The sequence below is a fragment of the Streptomyces sp. NPDC044719 genome (genome assembly GCF_056433405.1).
Genome location: NZ_JBWKHE010000007.1, coordinates 532,400 through 551,021, shown reverse-complemented (window position 1 = coordinate 551,021; position 18,622 = coordinate 532,400). Strand labels below are relative to the sequence as shown.

The window sequence follows — 18,622 nt, the reverse complement described above, 5'->3', positions numbered from 1 at the left end:
CCGCCGCGTGGGCGCGAGCAACCACGACGCACCCCGCACCCGCGAACGACGCTCAGACCCCCGCCCGCTTCTGCGCCTCCTCCACCAACGTCACCGCTTCACCGACGTCGGCGTCACTGGGAACCACGACCGCCAGATCATGCCCGGCCACGGTGATCTGATCTGCGGCAGCAAACATCCCCGCATCCGGCATCTCCCGAGGCTCCACGCCCGGCTCCTCGAGCAGCTGCGCCCTCCGGGCCAACTCCCGGGCCAGCCCGAGAGCCTCAGCGGCAGCGCCCCGCTGCAGCCGGCTCTGGGGCGCGGCCCTCAAACGATCGGCGAAGTGATCCACCGCACGGGTCAGAGGCGTCGTATCAACCACGTCGCGAGCGTACGCGTCGCACCGGGACTGTTGCCAACGGGCGAACACTCAGGCACGGTGACCTGAAGGACCGGCTTACATCCCAGCGTCCGGAGGCGCCGATGTCCCAAGTCTTCTCCGAAGAGACCCATCGCAACCTGCTAGCCCGCATCCCCCACTGCACCGGTCGTGAGATCACCGACTGGCTTCGCACCGTCGAAGATGGCCCGGCGCTCTTCCGCTTCGAGGAAAAGGTCAGCTGGCTCCGGCACGAACACAACCTGGCCTACGGCCACGCCAAGGCGATCATCCACGAGTACGACCTGAGGAGGGCCGCGCGCAAACTGCTCTAGGCGCGGACAACGAGAAGGGCCCCGGCCGAAGCCGGGGCCCTATCGCGTACGACTGTCAGGACTGGCCGTACTAGTCGTTGCTGTTGAGGATCGAGATGAGCCTCAGGAACTCCAGGTAGATCCACACCAGCGTCAGCGTGAGGCCGAAGGCCGCGAACCACGCCTCCTCGCGCGGAGCCCCGTAGGCGATGCCGTCCTCGACCTGCTTGAAGTCCAGGGCGAGGAAGCAGGCGCCGAGGATGATGCCGATGACGCCGAAGATCACGCCGAGGGCACCACTGCGGAAGCCGAGGCCGTCACCGCCGCCGAACACCGCGAACAGCAGGTTCACGGTCATCAGCAGGATGAAGCCCAGCGCGGCCGCCATCACGAAGCCGTAGAAACGGCGGTTGACGCGGATCCAGCCGGCCTTGTACGCGACCAGCACACCGGCGAACACCGCCATGGTGCCGATCACGGCCTGCATGGCCGCGCCGTCGGCGATGCGGTTGTCGACGATGTTGGAGACGACGCCGAGGAAGACACCCTCGAACGCGGCGTACGTCAGGATCAGCGCGGGCGAGGCCTTGCGCTTGAAGGACTGCACGAACGCCAGGACCATGCCGATCAGCGCGGCGCCGATACCGATGCCGTAGCTACGGCCGATGTTGGCGTCGTCGATCGGCAGCAGGGCCCAGGAGAGCGCGGCGGTGAGGATGAGCACACCGAGCGTGCTCGCCGTGCGCAGGACGACGTCGTCGATGGTCATCCGGCCGGTGGTGGCCGGCGCCTGCGGCGGTGCGCCGTGCTGCAGGTCCTGCTGGGCGTAAGGGTTCTGCGCGTACGGGTTCTGCGCGTACTGGTCGCCCGTCGGCTGCGCGTACGGGTTGCCCTGCGTGGCGACAGCGGGACCCCCGGCCTGCGGCGCGGTGTTGAAGCCCGCGTAGCCGTTGTCGCGGCTGAACCCCCGTCGCGAGAAGACCGGGTTTCTGCTCCTCATTTCACTCCTCCATGGCCACCAGGCGTGGCCTTGGCTCAAGAGTAATAGGTAGGCAAAGGAATGACCCTACTGCTTGGGGAGGATCTTTCCCTCGTCATGCTGCGCAACACGCTACGTGGCTTCGTGATTCCCCTCACCGGAGGGGGTCATTCATCAGCTCGCCCGAACCTCGTCCGAGCCCGGCCCGAAGGGGAACCCCGTGTACCCCTCCGCCAGGTCGGTCTCGGCGGCCCGGTTGGAGGCGATCCGCTCCAGCCGGGCGAGCTGGAGCCGGTCCTCGAAGCCGGTCGCGCCCGGGGCGCGGTGCAGCAGGGTCGTCATGTCGTAGGAGAACCGCTCGGCCTGCCAGATCCGGCGCAGGCAGGTCTCCGAGTAGGCATCCAGCAGTTCCGCCGAACCGGTCACCTTGCGGTGCGTCAGGGCCCGCGCGAACGTCACGACGTCGCCGACGGCGAGATTCAGCCCCTTGGCGCCGGTCGGCGGCACGATGTGCGCGGCGTCACCGGCGAGGAAGAGGCGGCCGTGGCGCATGGGCTCGTGGACGTAGGAGCGCATCGGGGTGACGGACTTCTGGGTGATGGGGCCGCGCTCCAGAGTCCAGTCGTCGGCGGTCTCGAAGCGGCGCTCCAGCTCGTCCCAGATCTCCTCGTCGCTCCACGCCCCCGCGTCGGTGCCGTCGGGCACCTGGAGGTAGAGGCGCGAGACGGACGGCGAGCGCATGGAGAGGAGGGCGAAGCCGCGGTCGTGGCGGGCGTAGACCAGCTCGTCGTGCGAGGGGGGCACGTCGGCGAGGATGCCGAGCCAGCCGAAAGGGTACGTCCGTTCGAAGACCTGGGTCAGTTCGGCCGGGATCGCCTTGCGGGCCACGCCCCAGAAGCCGTCGCAGCCGACGACGTAGTCACACTCCAGGACGTCCTCGCGGCCCTCGTGCCGGAAGCGGACGCGCGGGGCGTCGGTGCCGGCGTCCTCCACGGCCAGCGCCTCCGCCTCGAACAGCAGCGGGCCGCCCTCCCGGAGCTGGAGGGCGATGAGGTCCTTGCAGACCTCGGTCTGGGCGTAGACCATCACGGACCGGCCACCGGTGAGGGCCGGGAAGTCGACGCGGTGGCGCCGGCGGTCGAAGCGCAGTTCGATGCCGTCGTGGCGCAGGCCCTCGCGGTCCATGCGCTCCCCGGCGCCGGCCGCGCGCAGCACGTCCGCCGTGCCCTGCTCCAGGATCCCGGCCCGCTGCCGCCGCTCGACGTAGGCACGGTCGTGGCTCTCCAGGACGACGGAGTCGATGCCGGCGTTGTGGAGCAGCCGGGCCAGAAGGAGGCCGGCGGGGCCGGCTCCGATGATGCCGACGGTGGTGCGCATCGGGCACCTTCTCTCGCTCTTGTTCGTGTGGTGAAAATTTTTTCACCAGTACCGGATGTGAGTTTCCGACGGCATGCTCCCGCTGTCAACGGGCATGCCGTGAACTCTTCAATGAACCATGCAGGAGTCGGAAGGGTGCCCGGAGCCGGACTCGAACCGGCACGCCCGCGAAGGGGCAGCGAGGTTTAAGCTCGCCGTGTCTGCATTCCACCATCCGGGCAGGCCATGGGCTCCGCGTCGAGGTCCCGAGACTATCGGGACGGATCCCCCGAACAGCGGAAGCACGGACCGATGTTGTCTTATTTTATTGACGTCTGAGGGTGCATCAGCACACGGAACGCGCCATCCGCACTTGCCAATAGCCTTGCGTGCGGCGTTGGGCGCCGCATACGGAATGACGGAATTTCACCGCCTGAACGAGGGCACTCCACCTGTTCTCGACATCCGCCCCTCACGGGCCCCCGACACCGGGCCCACTCAGGGGCGTTCGTCATCCCCAGGTATGACACCGCCGCTCGCGGTCAGACCGAAGTCGGCCCCCGGAACGGGAACTGCGGGTGACTACAGGGGGGCGGGGGACCCGGACGATGGATCACGTCCTCACGACACCATCGCCGTCCCGACAGGAGTGCCATCCCGTGACCACCGCTTCCCTCGCCGACCGGGCCACCGCCGTAGCCGCGCGCGCCACGGATCTGTCGAAGATCTACGGGCAGGGTGAGACCCAGGTGGTCGCCCTGGACCGGGTCTCCGCCGACTTCCGGCAGGCCGAGTTCACCGCGATCATGGGCCCCTCCGGCTCCGGCAAGTCGACCCTGATGCACTGCGTGGCCGGTCTCGACTCCTTCTCCTCCGGGTCGGTGCGCATCGGCGACACCGAGCTCGGCTCCCTGAAGGACAAGCAGCTGACCAAGCTGCGCCGGGACAAGATCGGCTTCATCTTCCAGGCGTTCAATCTGCTGCCGACCCTGACGGCCCTGGAGAACATCACCCTTCCGATGGACATCGCGGGCCGTAAGCCGGACAAGCAGTGGCTGGATTCCGTCATCCGGATGGTCGGCCTGGCGGACCGGCTGGGCCACCGGCCCTCGCAGCTGTCGGGCGGTCAGCAGCAGCGCGTCGCCGTGGCGCGGGCGCTGGCGTCCAAACCCGAGATCATCTTCGGGGACGAGCCCACCGGAAACCTCGACTCGCGCTCCGGCGCCGAGGTGCTGGGCTTCCTGCGCAACTCCGTGCGGGAGCTGGGCCAGACGGTGGTGATGGTGACTCACGACCCGGTGGCCGCGGCCTACGCGGACCGGGTCGTCTTCCTCGCGGACGGCCGGATCGTGGACGAGATGCACGGGCCGACGGCCGACTCGGTACTCGACCGCATGAAGGCGTTCGACGCCAAGGGCCGCACCAGCTGATCCCCCGTCAGGACCGACAGGACTGAGAAGAAGAACCCATGTTCCGTACCGCCTTGCGCAACGTGCTCGCGCACAAGGCCCGGCTCCTGATGACCGTCCTCGCCGTGATGCTCGGCGTGGCCTTCGTGTCGGGGACCCTGGTCTTCACCAACACCATCTCCGACGCCTTCCAGAAGAGTTCCGCCAAGGGCTTCGACCAGGTCGACGTCGCCATGACGGCGGACTACCAGGACGGCGAGGGCGACCGGGTCGGCAAGCTCCACGAGCTGGACCAGGCCGTCCTCGACAAGAGCGAGCGGGTCCCCGGGGCCGCGTCCGCCATCGGCGTCGTGCAGAGCTTCACCGCCATCGCCGACAAGGACGGCAAGCTGATCGGCGAGGGCTTCCAGTCGCAGGGCGGCAACTACTGGGGCGCCGAGGACCCGCGCTACCCGCTGGCGAGCGGGCACGCGCCCAAGGGCCCGGGCGAGATCCTCATCGACTCCGAGACGGCCGAGCGCGCCGGGTACGAGGTCGGCGACACCGTACGGATGTCGGTGGACGGCCCGGTGCTGACCCCGAAGATCAGCGGCATCTTCACCACCGACGACGGCAACGTCGCGGCCGGCGGCAGCCTCACCCTGTTCGACACGGCGACCGCCCAGAAGCTGCTGGGCAAGCCGGGCGTGTACGACCAGATCGTCGTCAAGGCGAAGCCGGGCGTCACCCAGGCCGCGCTGAAGGCGGAGCTGGACAAGGCGATGCCCGAGGGCACCGTCGCCACCACCACCGGCCAGCAGCTCGCCGACGACCAGGCGGAGTCCATCTCCCGGTCGATGAGCGGCATGCAGACGGCCCTGCTGGTCTTCGCCGGCATCGCCCTGTTCGTCGGCACGTTCATCATCGCCAACACCTTCACCATGCTGGTCGCCCAGCGCACCAAGGAGCTGGCGCTGATGCGGGCGGTCGGCGCCTCGCGCCGGCAGGTGACGCGGTCGGTGCTCATCGAGGCGTTCGTGGTCGGGGCGGTCGCCGCCGTGACCGGTCTGGCCGCGGGCATCGGCATCGGGGCCGGACTGCGCGAGCTGATGGGCTCGTTCGGCGGGACCGTGCCCGACGGGCCGCTGGTCGTCAAGCCCGCCACGATCGTCGCCGCGCTCGCGGTCGGCATCCTGGTGACCATGCTGGCGGCGTGGCTGCCCGGCCGCCGGGCCGCGAAGATCCCGCCGGTGGCGGCCATGAACAGCGTGCACGCCAAGGCCACGACCAAGTCGCTGGTGCTGCGCAACACGCTGGGCGCGCTGGTCTCGGCCGCGGGCGTCGCGGTGGTCCTGGTGGCCTCCACGATGGACGGCTCGGACGGCCAGCTGCCCATGGGCCTCGGCGCGGTGCTGCTGATCATCGGCGTGTTCATCCTGACCCCGCTGCTGTCCCGCCCGCTGATCGCCGCCGCGGCACCGGTGCTGCGCGTCTTCGGCGTCTCCGGCAAGCTGGCCCGGCAGAACTCGGTACGCAACCCGCGCCGCACGGCCGCCACCGCCTCCGCGCTGATGATCGGCCTGACCCTGATCACCGGGATGACGGTGATGGCGGGCAGCCTCCAGCAGGCGATCGAGAAGATGGCGTCGTCGTCGGTCAAGGCCGACTACGTGGTGTCCATGGCGAACGGCAACCCGCTGTCGCCGGACGTCGAGCGGAAGCTGAAGCGGACCGAGGGCGTCAGCGCCACCAGCCCGATGCTCAACGCCGAGTCCCGGATCGACGGCCAGAGCGAGTACCTGACCGGCGTCAATGGCGCCGCGATCGGCGAGCTGGCCGGACCGAAGGTCGACAGCGGTTCCTTCAAGGTCGGCGGCGGCCAGGTCGTCGTGGACAGCGAGACCGCCAAGAGCTACGGCTGGAAGGCCGGTTCCAGCTTCAGCGCCTCCTTCGAGGACGGCGAGAAGCAGAAGCTGACGGTCGCCGGGACCTACGAGAGCAACGAGTTCCTGCGCGGCATCCTGCTCGACGAGAAGGTCCTCGCCCCGCACGTGTCGGACCCGTACAACATGAAGGTCATGGTGAAGACCTCCGACGGCCCGTCCGGCGCGACGCAGGACAAGCTGGAGAAGGCCCTCGGCACCAACCCGGCCATCAAGGTCCAGGACAAGCAGGACATCACCAACGAGATCGCGCAGATGTTCACGCTGATGCTGAACATGGTCTACGGCCTGCTCGCCATGGCGGTGATCGTGGCGATCCTCGGCGTCATCAACACCCTGGCCATGTCGGTCTTCGAACGGTCCCAGGAGATCGGCATGCTCCGGGCGATCGGCCTGGACCGCAAGGGCATCAAGCGGATGGTCCGCCTGGAGTCCCTGGTGATCTCCCTGTTCGGCGCGGTGCTGGGCATCGGCCTGGGCGTCTTCTTCGGCTGGGCGGCCGGTGAGCTGCTGGCCACGAAGCTGGCGACGTACGAGCTGGTCCTGCCCTGGGCGCGGATGGGTCTCTTCCTGCTGCTGGCCGCGACCGTGGGTGTCCTCGCGGCGCTGTGGCCGGCCCGGCGGGCGGCCCGGCTGAACATGCTGGAAGCGATCAAGGCGGAGTAGCGCGACACCGACGCGAGGGCCCCCTTTCCCGCCGGGCGGGAAAGGGGGCCTTGGTCGTGTCAGTTCCAGGTACGGGCGCGCAGGGGCATGCCCGACTCCCCGGATTCGGGGACCCGCACGGCGAGGATCTGGTTGACGCCGATGCGGTTGCGCTCGAAGGCGACCGCGCTGGCGGCCATGTACAGACGCCAGACGCGGGCGCGGCCGGGGCCGGTGAGCTGGACGGCACGCTTCCAGTCGGCCTCCAGGCGGTCGACCCACCGGCGCAGCGTGAGGGCGTAGTGCTCGCGGATCGACTCGACGTCGCGCACCTCGAAACCGGCGCGCTCCAGCTGGGTGACGGTGACACCGACGGGCTGGAGTTCACCGCCGGGAAAGACGTAGGAGTCGATGAACGCGTCGACCTCGTACGTCGACTCGTCCCGCTGCGGGCGGCGGGCGATCTGGTGGTTCAGCAGCCGGCCGCCGGGCTTGAGCAGGTCGTACAGGCCGTCGGCGTACTCCAGGTACCGTTCGGCGCCGACGTGTTCGGCCATGCCGATCGAGGAGATCGCGTCGTACGGGCCGTCGCGGACGTCCCGGTAGTCCTGTACGCGGATCTCGATCCGGTCGGTGAGGCCCTCTTCCGCGACGCGCTTGCGGGCGTAGGCGGCCTGCTCCTGGGAGAGCGTGACGCCGACGACGCTCACGCCGTGCTCGCGGGCGGCGTGGATGGCCATGGAACCCCAGCCGCAGCCGACGTCGAGCAGCCGCTGACCGGGGCTCAGGCCCAGCTTGCGGCAGACGAGTTCGAGCTTGTCGTGCTGCGCCTGTTCGAGAGTGGCGTCGGGGCCGGGCCAGTAGGCGCAGGAGTACACCATGGACGGGCCGAGGACGATCTCGTAGAAGTCGTTGCCGACGTCGTAGTGGTGGCTGATGGCGCGTCTGTCGCTGCGCTTGGTGTGCAGGTGGCGGCGGGGGGCGCGGGCCTCCTCGGGGGGCGGGGCGGGCGGCAGCGGGGTCCCGGCGAGCTTGATGAGCCCGCGTACGGCGGAGCGGACCTCGGGGTCGCGCAGGGCCTGGGCGAGGGTGCGGGCGTCCTCGCCGCGCTCCCAGATGTCTCCGGCGAGCAGGTCGAGAGCGGTGTAGAGGTCGCCCTCGATGTCCAGGTCGCCCGCCACCCAGGCGCGGGCCAGACCCAGTTCGCCCGGCTTCCACAGCAGGCGGCGCAGGGCGCGGCGGTTGCGTACGACCAGGGTCGGCGCGCCCGGCGGGCCCGCCTGCGAACCGTCCCAGGCGCGGATGCGCACCGGGGGCGGTGCTCCCAGCAACTGTGCGAAGAGGCCCTGCAGCCGCTGCGCGGCGTCTGCCATGGTGTACACCTCCGTGACGGGGAATCCCGGAATGTCCGACACCACGTAAACACCCGCGGGGCCTCAGCGCAGTCCCCGGCACGCGTCATGTCTGAGCAAAACCGCCACTTCGCCCACCCGGCGGTGAGTTCGTACAACGCCGAAGGACCTCCCGCAACGCCGAAGGACCTCCCGCACCACGGATGGCGGGAGGTCCTTCGGTTCGGTGCGGGCGACCGTGGGTCAGGAGGCCTTGGCCTTCTCCTCGGTCTTCTCCTTCGGCGCGGCGGCGACCGGGGCCGGCTTGGCGGCCTCGTAGAACTCTTCGCGCGGCGTCTCCATCGCGCCGAGGGAGACGACCTCGCGCTTGAGGAACATCGCCAGGGTCCAGTCGGCGAAGACGCGGATCTTGCGGTTCCAGGTCGGCATCGCCAGACCGTGGTAGCCACGGTGCATGTACCAGGCGAGACGGCCCTTGAGCTTGATCTTCATCTTGCCCATGACGATCATCGCGACGCCCTTGTGGAGGCCGAGACCGGCCACCGCGCCCTTGTTGGCGTGGGCGTAGTCCTTCTGCGGGAAGCCCCGCATGCCGGAGACCACGTTGTCGCCGAGGACCCGGGCCTGGCGCAGCGCGTGCTGGGCGTTCGGCGGGCACCAGGCGTTCTCGTTGCCGGCCTTGCGGCCGACGAGGTCCGGGACCTGCGCGTTGTCGCCGGCGGCCCAGATGTAGTCGGTGCCCTTGACCTGGAGCGTCGGCTCGCAGTCGACGTGACCGCGGGGGCCGAGGGGCAGGCCGTAGCGGGACAGGGCCGGGTTGGGCTTGACGCCGGCGGTCCAGACGATGGTGCTGGAGTCGACCTCGAGGCCGTTCTTCAGCACCACGTGGCCGTCGACGCAGGAGTCCATGGAGGTGGACAGGTAGACCTCGACACCGCGGCCCTCGAGGTGCTCCTTGCCGTACTTGCCGAGCTTGGGACCGACCTCGGGGAGGATCTTGTCGGCGGCGTCGACCAGGATGAAGCGCATGTCCTCACGGGACACGTTCTTGTAGTACTTCGCGGCGTCGCGGGCCATGTCCTCGACCTCGCCGATGGTCTCCGCACCGGCGAAACCGCCGCCCACGAAGACGAAGGTGAGCGCCTTGCGGCGGATCTCCTCGTCGGTGGTGGAGTCGGCCTTGTCCAGCTGCTCGAGGACGTGGTTGCGCAGGCCGATGGCCTCCTCGACGCCCTTCATGCCGATGCCCTGCTCGGCGAGACCGGGGATCGGGAAGGTGCGGGAGACCGCGCCGAGCGCGATCACCAGGTAGTCGAAGGGCAGCTCGTAGGCCTCGCCGACCAGCGGGGAGACCGTGGCGACCTTGCGGTCCTGGTCGATGGTGGTGACCCGGCCGGTGAGAACCTCCGCCTTGGGCAGCACGCGTCGCAGCGGGACGACGACGTGGCGCGGGGAGATGTTGCCGGCGGCGGCTTCGGGGAGGAAGGGCTGGTAGGTCATGTACGACCGGGGGTCGACGACCGTGACGGTCGCCTCTCCGTAGCGCATCTTCTTCTGGATGCGCCGAGCTGCGTACAGGCCTACGTACCCACCGCCTACTACGAGGATCCTGGGACGCTCCGTGGTGCTCATGCCATCGAGTATCCACCCGCCTCAGGGGGGTGGCTCGTGCGCCCCTTCACAAGCTCGGGCAGGGTGTGTGTTATCCTCCGCGGCCCGCGTGATCCATGTCATGGTGACAACCGGGATCCTTTGTGCACCCCGGGCCGTTGTCAATGCCGCGTGAGCTGCCTCTCTGGGCGGAAAGGGCCTCCGTGAGGCCACCCCGGAGTCCCGCTCCGGACTCCTTCCCAGACCTCTCCATACCATGCTTCTGAACATGTTCAAAGGCGCCTTGGGGCCCCGGATGGGTCAACCGGACCCTTCTTGTCGCTCTCGCGGGCCGAATTCCTTGTGAAGAACTTCACGAACTTTTCCGACGAGCTGTCGCCGGAGGGTTCACCAGAGCCCCCCGGACGCGCTCAAACGTGATCCATGCCTGCTCAGAAGCCGCCTACGCGACCGACCACGCGATGCCGTCGAGGATGTCGTGCTCGCTCACGACGACCTCCTCGGCGCCGATCCGCTCCATGATCGACAGCAGCACGAGGGCCCCCGCCGCGATCACGTCGACCCGGCCCGGGTGCATGGAGGGCACGGCCGCGCGCTCGGCGTGGGTGGAGCGCAGCAGCCACTCGGTGATCTCGCGGACCTTCTCGTGGGAGACGCGGGAGTGGTGGATGGCGGCCGAGTCGTACTCGGGCAGTTCCTGGGCGATCGCCGACACGGTCGTCACGGACCCGGCGAGCCCCACCAGCGTGCGGGCCTCGCGCAGCGGGACCGTCTCCTCGGCGAGGTCGAGGGCGGCCTCGATGTCCGCCCGCATCGCCGCGATCTGCTCCTTCGACGGCGGGTCACTCACCACGCCGTCCCGGACCAGGTGGCGCTCGGTCATCCGGACGCAGCCGATGTCCACCGAGCGGGCCGCCCGGACATGGTCGTCGCCGACGACGAACTCGGTCGAGCCGCCGCCGATGTCCACGACGAGGTAGGGCTTCGGGAGATGGTCTGCCCCGGCGAGCTCCTTGGTGGCGCCGGTGAAGGAGAACTCGGCCTCCTGGTCCCCGGAGATCACCTCGGGCTCGACGCCCAGGATGTCCAGCACGCCGCGCACGAACTCGTCGCGGTTCTCGGCGTCGCGGGAGGCGGAGGTCGCCACGAACCGGAGCCGCTGCGCCCCGTGCTCCTTGATGATCGCGGCGTATTCGCGGCACGCCGCGAAGGTCCGCTGCAGCGCCTCGGGGGCGAGCCGGCCGGTGCGGTCGACGCCCTGCCCGAGCCGCACGATGGTCATACGGCGGTCCAGGTCGACCAGCTCACCGGTGGTCGGGTCAGCGTCCGCGACCAGGAGCCGGATGGAGTTCGTACCGCAGTCCACGGCGGCGACACGGGTCATCGGTCGTCCTCCTCGGCGGTCGTCGCGCCCGTCACGCACGGGCCCTTGCGCCACCACTCCGGCAGCATCTCGATCGCCTCGTCCCCCAGCGGGTTCACCCCGGGCCCCGCGGCCAGCGAGTGGCCCACGAGCACGTGCAGGCACTTCACCCGGTCCGGCATGCCGCCCGCGCTCGGGAAGTTCTTCAGCTCCTCGATCTCGTCGCGCCGCCGGATGTAGTCCTCGTGCGCCGCCCGGTACGCCGCCGCCAGCTCCGGGTCCGAGGCCAGACGCTCGGTCATCTCCTTCATCACGCCGTTCGCCTCCAGCGTGCCGATGGCCGAGGCGGCTCGCGGGCACGTCAGGTAGTACAGCGTCGGGAACGGCGTCCCGTCCGGCAGCCGGGGCGCCGTCTCGACGACGTCGGGCTGCCCGCACGGGCACCGGTGCGCGATCGCGCGCAGACCGCGCGGGGGCCGACCGAGCTGCTGCTTGAAGGCCTCGACGTCCGCGTCGGTGGGCTCGGTGCGCGGGGTGGTCGGCGGGGGCGTTTCCATGACTGTCTTCAGGCTGTCTTTCTTTGAGTCAGATATCTGGCTGGGGTCCGGGTTCACCGGGCGGAGGCGTCGGACTTGTCGACGCCGTCCCACACGTTCGCGTACCAGACGCGGTCGGCCGTCCCGAGCACGGCGTGCGACTGCCGCGCCGCGTGCGGGTCGACGACGATGAATCCCGTCTCCCCCGGCATGACGTAGTGCAACCGCTGCCGGATCTGCTGTTCCGCGTATGCGTCGTCCTGCCAGCGCGCCTTCTGATCGCGCAGCCGTTCGACACGTTGGCGGGCCTGCTGCTGTTCGCGCTGGAGGTCGTCGATCTCGGCGCGCTGGGAGACGTACTCCCGCATCGGGTAGGCCAGCGCCACGATCAGTGTGCACATCACCAGGGCGAGCAGCGCGGCCCGGCCGGTCAGCCGGGAGCGGCGGGCCTGGCGCCGGGTCTGGGAGCGGTAGACCCGGGCCGCGGTCTGCTCGCCGAGCAGCCGGATCCTGGTCGCGGTGGAGAAACGGTCCCGGTCCTTCACGGCCATGATCTCCCCGCTCTCCCGCTCTCCCGCTCCACCGTCCGACGCGCGTACGTCCCCGGACACGGTACGGGACCGAGTACGGGGACGTACGTACGACTGGCTCAGGCTTGACCCTTATCGGGTCAGCCCGGTCAGCCCTTGAAGCGCGGGAAGGCGCTGCGGCCGGCGTAGACCGCGGCGTCGTCGAGGATCTCCTCGATGCGCAGCAGCTGGTTGTACTTGGCGACGCGCTCGGAGCGGGCCGGGGCGCCGGTCTTGATCTGGCCGCAGTTGGTGGCGACAGCCAGGTCGGCGATGGTGACGTCCTCGGTCTCGCCGGAGCGGTGGGACATCATGCACTTGAAGCCGTTGCGCTGCGCCAGCTCGACGGCGTCCAGGGTCTCGGTCAGCGAACCGATCTGGTTGACCTTGACCAGCAGGGCGTTGGCGGCGTTCTCGTCGATGCCGCGGGCGAGGCGCTCGGGGTTGGTGACGAACAGGTCGTCGCCGACGAGCTGGACCTTGTCGCCGAGCTTCTCGGTGATGGTCTTCCAGCCGTCCCAGTCGTCCTCGAACAGCGGGTCCTCGATGGAGACGAGCGGGTACGCGTCGACGAGCTCGGCGTAGTACTCGGTCATCTCGGCGGCTGAGCGCGTCTTGCCCTCGAAGGTGTAGGCGCCGTCCTTGTAGAACTCGGACGCGGCCACGTCGAGGGCGAGGGCGATCTGCTCGCCGGGGGTGTAGCCGGCCTCCTTGATCGCCTCGAGGATGAGGTCGAGGGCCTCGCGGTTGGAGCCGAGGTTCGGGGCGAAGCCGCCCTCGTCGCCGAGGCCGGTGGCCAGGCCCTTGCTCTTCAGGACCTTCTTCAGCGTGTGGTAGACCTCGGCGCCCCAGCGCAGGGCCTCGGAGAAGGACTCCGCGCCGATCGGGGCGATCATGAACTCCTGGATGTCCACGTTGGAGTCGGCGTGCGAGCCGCCGTTCAGGATGTTCATCATCGGCACCGGCAGCAGGTGCGCGTTCGGGCCGCCCAGGTAGCGGAACAGCGGCAGGTCGCTGGCCTCGGAGGCGGCGTGGGCGACGGCGAGGGAGACGCCGAGGATGGCGTTGGCGCCGAGGGAGCCCTTGTTGTCGGTGGCGTCCAGGTCGAACATCGCCTGGTCGATCAGGCGCTGCTCGGTGGCGTCGTAGCCGACGAGCTCCGGGCCGATCTGCTCGATGACCGCGAGGACGGCCTTCTCCACACCCTTGCCGAGGTAACGGTTCGAGTCGCCGTCACGCAGCTCGATGGCCTCGAAGGCGCCCGTGGAGGCGCCGGACGGGACGGCGGCACGACCGGTGCTGCCGTCGTCGAGGCCGACCTCGACCTCGACCGTGGGGTTGCCTCGGGAGTCCAGGATTTCCCGGGCTACGACGACGTCGATGGACGGCACGAGCATCTCCTTCTTATGTGACGCGGGTACGCGGGTCGCGGGGACCCGGCGAGGGCGGGCCGTGGTGGCTCGCGACATGAGCCTAACCGGCTCCGGCCGATCGGCCACCGGGTCGCCCACCCCATGGACAGAACCGAGCGTAAATTGTTTCCGAACGGAACAAAGACGGTTGTGGAAAAGCGGGGCAGAAAAAACCCCGCCCCGGCGCGTACGGGGGAACACGCACCGGGGCGGGGAGCCCGTGGGGACGGGGGCCGCCCCCCGAGGGGGGCGGAGGGCCGCTGCTTACTTCAGGTGCAGCTGCTGGCCCGGGTAGATGAGGTTGGCGTCCGAGACGATGTCCTTGTTCAGCTGGAACAGCTTCTCCCAGCCGCCCTCGACCTTCTCGTCCGACGCGATCGAGCTCAGGGTGTCGCCCTTGACGACCTTGTACTCGCCGTCGCCCTTCTTGACCTTCTTGCCGGTCGGGGTGGTGACGGTCTTCTTGGCGGCCGGGCGGTCCTCGGAGCGCGAGGCCGGCTGCTGGGTCTCGCGGGACTCGGTGCTCTGCTCGCTCTGCTGCGAGGAGCTGCCGGAGTCGTTCGAGGAGGAGCCGCCGCCGTTGTAGCCGGCACTCGACAGGCCCTTGCCGCAGACCGGCCAGGCACCCTTGCCCTGGCCCGCGAGGACCTTCTCGCCGATCTCGATCTGCTGCTCCTTGGTGGCCTGGTCGGCGGTGGCGGCGTACTTGGTGCCGCCGTAGCCGGACCAGGTGGAGGCGGAGAACTGCAGACCGCCGTAGTAGCCGTTGCCGGTGTTGATGGACCAGTTGCCGCCGGCCTCGCACTGGGCGACGGCGTCCCACTCGGAGGCGGTGGCGGCGGAGGCGCCGCCGGCGGCCATCAGCGGGGCGGCGACAGCGGCGCCGGTGACACCGGCGACGGCGATGGCACGGCTGGCCTTGGACGGACGGCGGTGCTTGCCCTTGCTGGAAAACAGCATGGAAGGATCCCCTCACCGACGCCTGCGAGGTGAGCTGTCGGGTTCGGGCCGGTTGAGTTGCCCGGCCGCGCCCCTCCCGGGACACGGCTTCACCCCAAGCCCTTCCGGCGCAACTGGCCGGTCGGGCACCTACCTTGGGTCCCCCGCTCCTGCCTACGGCGCTTGACGCGACGACTGTTCCCGTACGGCCGCTGGCAGGATTCGGCGTTGCGGCAGCCGGGGCTCGTGGTGACGAGCGGTCCCGACCGTAGCCACGCGATCCGCCGAATTTCAAAGACGATCAGGGCTTCTGAGATCTATCTCTCACGGACCCCAAACGGGACATTCACTGCGAAACAGGACGCGAACTCGAGCGGTTTCGGGGCGACTTCCGCCCCCGTTTCCGCACTGCCCGAACAACTACTTCCCGTCCGCTTCGCCCTCTACCGTGAGCTTCTCACCGGGGCGAATGAGGTTCGGGTCGGCACCGACGGCCTTCTTGTTGCCGTCGTAGAGCTCGTGCCATCCGCCGCTGATATCAAGGGAGTCGGCGATGGACCAGAGACTGTCGCCGATACCCACGATGTAGGCACCCTCGGACGAGTCGTCGGAGCCCTCGTCGCCGCGCGAGGCGTGACGGCCCGTGGACTCGCCCGTACGGCCGTTCTCGGGCGTGGGGGTTTCGTCGGCACTGGGACCACGGTGACGGCCGGAGCCGGTGTCGGTCCCGGTCTCGGTGCGCGCCGAAGAGTCTTCGTCCTGCTGGGAGTTGCCGGACTTGTCAGGCTCGGGCGTCGCCGACGGGGAACCTGACTCCTGGTCCCGCGAAAAGGAGTCCTCGGAGTCGGGCGACTTGTCCGAGTTGCCGCTTTCATCCTGCGAGGTCGACGGCGCGTCAGGAGACGGCGAGGCGGACGACGAAGGGGACGAACCGAGAGAGTCGAGCAATCCGTATGATTCCGAAGAATCGGATGAGTCACTCGAGTCGGACGACTTCTTGTCCTGCTCGAGGCCGGAGAGCAGTCCGCAGGTGCGCCAGGCACCGGCTCCCTGCTCGGCGAGGATTCTCTCGGCCACGGCTATCTGCTGGGAACGGCTGGCCAGGTCGGCGCTCGGGGCGTAGTCCAGGCCGCCGTGGCTCTCCCAGTCCTCCTGCGACAACTGCAGGCCGCCGAAGTATCCGTTGCCGCTGTTCTGGCTCCAGGCGCCGCCGGTCTCACAGTCCGCGACCCGGTCCCAGGTCGTGCCGTCGGCAGCGCTGGCGCCGGAGGCTCCGAGGAGCGGGATCGCGATGGCGGAGCCGGTCACTCCTGCCGCGACGAGGAGAGCCGGAGCCTGGCGGGGGCGACGGTGCCGACCGTTCCCGGAGAGCATACGGAGACCTTTCGCGAAGACAGCAGTGACCTGCGCGGCGCAGGTTTGACTGGCTCGCGCTGATGATGGGTGAACGTATAGGCAGACGATCACTTGTCACAAGTTAATGCCGCGTAGATCACGTGAAGATCACAACCCTGACGGCGTGTCACCTTTGGATGCGGGCGTGAACTCCACCGGCAGGGTGCGCAGCCCGCGCATGATCAGCCCGCCGCGCCATCTCAGCTCGGCCGGGTCGGCCGCGAGCCTCAGGTCCGGGAGACGGGTGAGGAGCGTGGCGAGGGCGGTCTGGCCCTCCAGGCGGGCGAGCGGGGCGCCGAGGCAGTAGTGGATGCCGTGGCCGTACCCGAGGTGCTGGTTGTCGCGGCGGGCGAGGTCGAGCACGTCCGGATCGGCGAACCGCTCCGGGTCCCGGTCGGCGGCGGCCAGGACGACGAGGACCGGGTCGCCGGCGTCGATGTGCTGCCCGCCGATGGTGAGGGGCTGTGTGGCGAAGCGCCAGGTGGCGAGCTCGACGGGGCCGTCGAAGCGCAGCAGCTCCTCGACGCCGGTCTCCAGGAGGCCCCTCTCCCCGGCGGCGAGGGACGCCTGGAGCCGGGTGCGCTGCTCGGGGTGGGTGAGCAGGGCGTAGGTGCCGTTGCCGATCAGGTTCACGGTCGTCTCGAAACCGGCGAACAGCAGGATGAAGGCCATGGCGGCGGCCTCGTTCTCGGTGAGGTGCTCGCCGTGGTCGGAGGCGCGGATGAGACCGGAGATGAGGTCCTCGCCGGGGGCGGCTTCGGCGGGGAGCGCCTCGCGCTTGCGGTGGATGAGGTCGGCGAGGTAGCCGCGCATCTTCTTCACGGACCGCGCCACGCCGCCCCGGGGCCCGCCCTGGTGACGGATCATCATGCCCGCCCAGTCCCGGAAGTCGTCCTGGTCCTCGCGGGGGACGCCGAGCATGTCACAGATGGCGTAGATGGGGAGCGGGAAGGCGAACTCGTGGATCAGGTCGGCGGACCCCTGCTCCGCGAACCCGTCGATGAGACCGTCGGTGAGCTCCTGCACCCGCTGCTCGAACTCGGCGACCCGGCGGGGCGTGAACGCCTTGGACACCAGCCGCCGCAGCCGGGTGTGGTCCGGCGGATCGATGTTGAGCAGATGCGTCATCAACTCGGCCTTGCGCTCACCGGGGATGCCGGTCTTGCCCTTGGCGTGCGCGGGTTCGTGATGATGCGCCGGGTCCTTGGAGAGCCGGTTGTCGGCGAGGGTCTGCTTGGCGTCGGCGTACCGCGTGACCAGCCAGGCCTCGACGCCGCTGGGGAGCTTGGTCCGGTGCACGGGGGCGTGTTCGCGGAGCCAGGCGTAGGCGGGGTAGGGGTCGGTGGCGAACTCCCACGAGAACAGTTCGGGCACCCCGGGCACATCAAGTCGCATGCCTCAGCCCTCGGTCTCCCTGATCGCGTCCCGGTACGCGCGGGCCGCCGCTCTCAGGGCCGCCTCCGGGTCCACGCCCTCCGACTCGGCGCGGACCGCCAGGGCCAGGAGGTCGTAGCCGATGCCCTCGACGGGTGGGAGCGGTATGTCCAGCTTCGCTGTGCGGGCCCGGGAGGCCAGCTTGGCGGCGAGGGCCAGGCCGGGCTGGCCGAGGGGGATGCCCTCGGTGACGGAGGTGCGCTGCTTCTCGACCGCCTTGGTGCGCAGCCAGTGCTCCTTGACCTCCTCGGGGGTGGTGGCCGTCTCCTCGCCGAAGACGTGCGGGTGGCGGTGGATGAGCTTGGCGACGATGCCGCCGGCGACGTCGTCGATGGAGAAGGGCGCCTGCAGGTCCTCCTCGGCGATGCGGGCGTGGAAGACGACCTGGAGGAGGACGTCACCGAGCTCCTCGCGCAGTTCGTCGCGGTCGCCCTCCTCGATCGCCTCGACGAGTTCGTACGCCTCCTCGATGCCGTACTTCGCCAGGCCCTCGTGGGTCTGGCGGGACGACCAGGGGCACTCGGCGCGGATGCGGTCCATGACCTGGACGAGGTCGAGGAGGCGGGCGCCCGGCAGGTCGTAGGAGGCGGGGAGCAGCTCCAGCTCGGGCATGTCGACGCGGCCGGTGCCGGCCAGGCGCGCGAGGCCGTCCGTGAGGGCCGGCTCGCCCTCGCCCGTCGCCACGACGACCACCGTGCGGCCCCCGGCGCAGGCGTCGATCAGCTCCTGGGCGGCCGGGGAGGCCTCGTCGACGGTGATCCCCGCCTCGCGCAGATACGGCAGCTGCGGGTGGGTGCCGTCCGCGCACAGCACCTGGTCGGCCGCGTGCAGCGCCTGCCAGGCGGGCCAGGAGAGCAGGCCGGGGGCGACGCGGTGGCTGGTGGTGAGCAGGACGACGCGGCCGGGGGCGGTGGCCGTACCGGGGGCGGCCTGCTCGGGTCGCGGGGTGGCTTCGGGGCTGTTGGCGTTCACGATTCGAAGCTATCCCACGTCGCCGACAGCCCCCGAAGTTATCCACAGGCCCC

Annotated in this window: 16 protein-coding genes, 1 tRNA gene and 1 riboswitch; of the genes, 3 read left to right on the top strand and 14 right to left on the bottom strand. The window is 69.7% G+C overall.

Annotation, left to right across the window (positions count from 1 at the left end):
* Positions 1-52: 52 nt before the first annotated feature.
* The gene (locus tag AC07DF_RS29205) at positions 53-364 is read right to left on the bottom strand and encodes a hypothetical protein (RefSeq protein WP_478977706.1); all 312 of its coding nucleotides are present in this window, start codon (positions 362-364) and stop codon (positions 53-55) included.
* A gap of 101 nt (positions 365-465) precedes the next feature.
* On the opposite strand from AC07DF_RS29205, the gene AC07DF_RS29200 reads away from it, so the two are divergent.
* Positions 466-696 carry a DUF4287 domain-containing protein gene (locus tag AC07DF_RS29200; protein WP_382495775.1) on the top strand — a complete coding sequence of 77 codons (231 nt, stop codon included), beginning with the start codon at positions 466-468 and terminating at the stop codon, positions 694-696.
* A gap of 70 nt (positions 697-766) precedes the next feature.
* On the opposite strand, the gene AC07DF_RS29195 is transcribed toward AC07DF_RS29200, so the two are convergent.
* The 3 genes from AC07DF_RS29195 to AC07DF_RS29185 all read right to left on the bottom strand — a co-directional run bounded on the left by AC07DF_RS29195 (position 767) and on the right by AC07DF_RS29185 (position 3,251).
* On the bottom strand, positions 767-1,675 hold the full coding sequence (locus AC07DF_RS29195) for a Bax inhibitor-1/YccA family protein (protein WP_478977702.1): 909 nt from the start codon (positions 1,673-1,675) through the stop codon (positions 767-769).
* Positions 1,676-1,828: 153 nt separating this feature from the next.
* Positions 1,829-3,031, bottom strand: coding sequence for a 4-hydroxybenzoate 3-monooxygenase (locus AC07DF_RS29190; protein ID WP_478977699.1), 1,203 nt, complete (start codon positions 3,029-3,031; stop codon positions 1,829-1,831).
* A gap of 136 nt (positions 3,032-3,167) precedes the next feature.
* A tRNA-Leu gene (locus AC07DF_RS29185) sits at positions 3,168-3,251 on the bottom strand.
* A gap of 418 nt (positions 3,252-3,669) precedes the next feature.
* On the opposite strand from AC07DF_RS29185, the gene AC07DF_RS29180 reads away from it, so the two are divergent.
* Together AC07DF_RS29180 and AC07DF_RS29175 are read left to right on the top strand one after the other, a co-directional pair.
* On the top strand, positions 3,670-4,440 hold the full coding sequence (locus AC07DF_RS29180) for an ABC transporter ATP-binding protein (protein WP_399018174.1): 771 nt from the start codon (positions 3,670-3,672) through the stop codon (positions 4,438-4,440).
* Positions 4,441-4,478: 38 nt separating this feature from the next.
* Positions 4,479-7,007 carry an ABC transporter permease gene (locus AC07DF_RS29175; RefSeq protein WP_478977694.1) on the top strand — a complete coding sequence of 843 codons (2,529 nt, stop codon included), beginning with the start codon at positions 4,479-4,481 and terminating at the stop codon, positions 7,005-7,007.
* A gap of 59 nt (positions 7,008-7,066) precedes the next feature.
* Here AC07DF_RS29175 and AC07DF_RS29170 read toward each other — a convergent pair whose 3' ends face one another.
* From AC07DF_RS29170 to AC07DF_RS29125, 10 genes are all read right to left on the bottom strand, one after another.
* The gene (locus AC07DF_RS29170; protein WP_478977691.1) at positions 7,067-8,359 is read right to left on the bottom strand and encodes a class I SAM-dependent methyltransferase; all 1,293 of its coding nucleotides are present in this window, start codon (positions 8,357-8,359) and stop codon (positions 7,067-7,069) included.
* 222 nt (positions 8,360-8,581) lie between these two features.
* The gene (locus AC07DF_RS29165) at positions 8,582-9,970 is read right to left on the bottom strand and encodes an NAD(P)/FAD-dependent oxidoreductase (protein WP_184598197.1); all 1,389 of its coding nucleotides are present in this window, start codon (positions 9,968-9,970) and stop codon (positions 8,582-8,584) included.
* A gap of 421 nt (positions 9,971-10,391) precedes the next feature.
* Positions 10,392-11,333: a Ppx/GppA phosphatase family protein gene (locus AC07DF_RS29160; RefSeq protein ID WP_478977686.1), complete on the bottom strand. Its 942-nt coding sequence runs from the start codon at positions 11,331-11,333 to the stop codon at positions 10,392-10,394.
* Complete coding sequence (locus tag AC07DF_RS29155) at positions 11,330-11,869, bottom strand: DUF501 domain-containing protein (protein WP_469416918.1); 540 nt, start codon at positions 11,867-11,869, stop codon at positions 11,330-11,332. Before AC07DF_RS29155 ends, AC07DF_RS29160 begins: the two co-directional genes overlap by 4 nt.
* 53 nt (positions 11,870-11,922) lie before the next feature.
* A complete protein-coding gene (locus AC07DF_RS29150; RefSeq protein WP_454364087.1) occupies positions 11,923-12,399 on the bottom strand; it encodes an FtsB family cell division protein in 477 nt (158 codons plus the stop codon).
* A 128-nt stretch (positions 12,400-12,527) separates the two neighbouring features.
* Positions 12,528-13,808, bottom strand: a complete 1,281-nt coding sequence (eno, locus tag AC07DF_RS29145; RefSeq protein WP_382832273.1) for a phosphopyruvate hydratase — start codon at positions 13,806-13,808, stop codon at positions 12,528-12,530.
* A 285-nt stretch (positions 13,809-14,093) separates the two neighbouring features.
* The gene (locus AC07DF_RS29140; RefSeq protein WP_478977680.1) at positions 14,094-14,789 is read right to left on the bottom strand and encodes a transglycosylase family protein; all 696 of its coding nucleotides are present in this window, start codon (positions 14,787-14,789) and stop codon (positions 14,094-14,096) included.
* 4 nt (positions 14,790-14,793) lie between these two features.
* Positions 14,794-14,960: riboswitch (cyclic di-AMP (ydaO/yuaA leader) on the bottom strand.
* Between the two features lie 228 nt (positions 14,961-15,188).
* Positions 15,189-16,142, bottom strand: a complete 954-nt coding sequence (locus AC07DF_RS29135) for a transglycosylase family protein (RefSeq protein ID WP_478977677.1) — start codon at positions 16,140-16,142, stop codon at positions 15,189-15,191.
* 129 nt (positions 16,143-16,271) lie between these two features.
* The gene (locus tag AC07DF_RS29130) at positions 16,272-17,558 is read right to left on the bottom strand and encodes a cytochrome P450 family protein (protein ID WP_478977674.1); all 1,287 of its coding nucleotides are present in this window, start codon (positions 17,556-17,558) and stop codon (positions 16,272-16,274) included.
* 3 nt (positions 17,559-17,561) lie between these two features.
* On the bottom strand, positions 17,562-18,569 hold the full coding sequence (locus AC07DF_RS29125) for a nucleoside triphosphate pyrophosphohydrolase (protein ID WP_478977671.1): 1,008 nt from the start codon (positions 18,567-18,569) through the stop codon (positions 17,562-17,564).
* Between the last annotated feature and the right edge of the window lie 53 nt (positions 18,570-18,622).

Excerpts from the sequence above, each read along its gene's own strand:
- AC07DF_RS29200 (WP_382495775.1), top strand. The coding sequence starts at position 466 with ATGTCCCAAGTCTTCTCCGAAGAGACCCATCGCAACCTGCTAGCCCGC.
- AC07DF_RS29195 (WP_478977702.1), bottom strand. The coding sequence starts at position 1,675 with ATGAGGAGCAGAAACCCGGTCTTCTCGCGACGGGGGTTCAGCCGCGAC.
- AC07DF_RS29190 (WP_478977699.1), bottom strand. The coding sequence starts at position 3,031 with ATGCGCACCACCGTCGGCATCATCGGAGCCGGCCCCGCCGGCCTCCTT.
- AC07DF_RS29175 (WP_478977694.1), top strand. The coding sequence starts at position 4,479 with ATGTTCCGTACCGCCTTGCGCAACGTGCTCGCGCACAAGGCCCGGCTC.
- AC07DF_RS29170 (WP_478977691.1), bottom strand. The coding sequence starts at position 8,359 with ATGGCAGACGCCGCGCAGCGGCTGCAGGGCCTCTTCGCACAGTTGCTG.
- AC07DF_RS29165 (WP_184598197.1), bottom strand. The coding sequence starts at position 9,970 with ATGAGCACCACGGAGCGTCCCAGGATCCTCGTAGTAGGCGGTGGGTAC.
- AC07DF_RS29160 (WP_478977686.1), bottom strand. The coding sequence starts at position 11,333 with ATGACCCGTGTCGCCGCCGTGGACTGCGGTACGAACTCCATCCGGCTC.
- AC07DF_RS29155 (WP_469416918.1), bottom strand. The coding sequence starts at position 11,869 with ATGGAAACGCCCCCGCCGACCACCCCGCGCACCGAGCCCACCGACGCG.
- AC07DF_RS29150 (WP_454364087.1), bottom strand. The coding sequence starts at position 12,399 with ATGGCCGTGAAGGACCGGGACCGTTTCTCCACCGCGACCAGGATCCGG.
- AC07DF_RS29140 (WP_478977680.1), bottom strand. The coding sequence starts at position 14,789 with ATGCTGTTTTCCAGCAAGGGCAAGCACCGCCGTCCGTCCAAGGCCAGC.
- AC07DF_RS29135 (WP_478977677.1), bottom strand. The coding sequence starts at position 16,142 with ATGCTCTCCGGGAACGGTCGGCACCGTCGCCCCCGCCAGGCTCCGGCT.
- AC07DF_RS29130 (WP_478977674.1), bottom strand. The coding sequence starts at position 17,558 with ATGCGACTTGATGTGCCCGGGGTGCCCGAACTGTTCTCGTGGGAGTTC.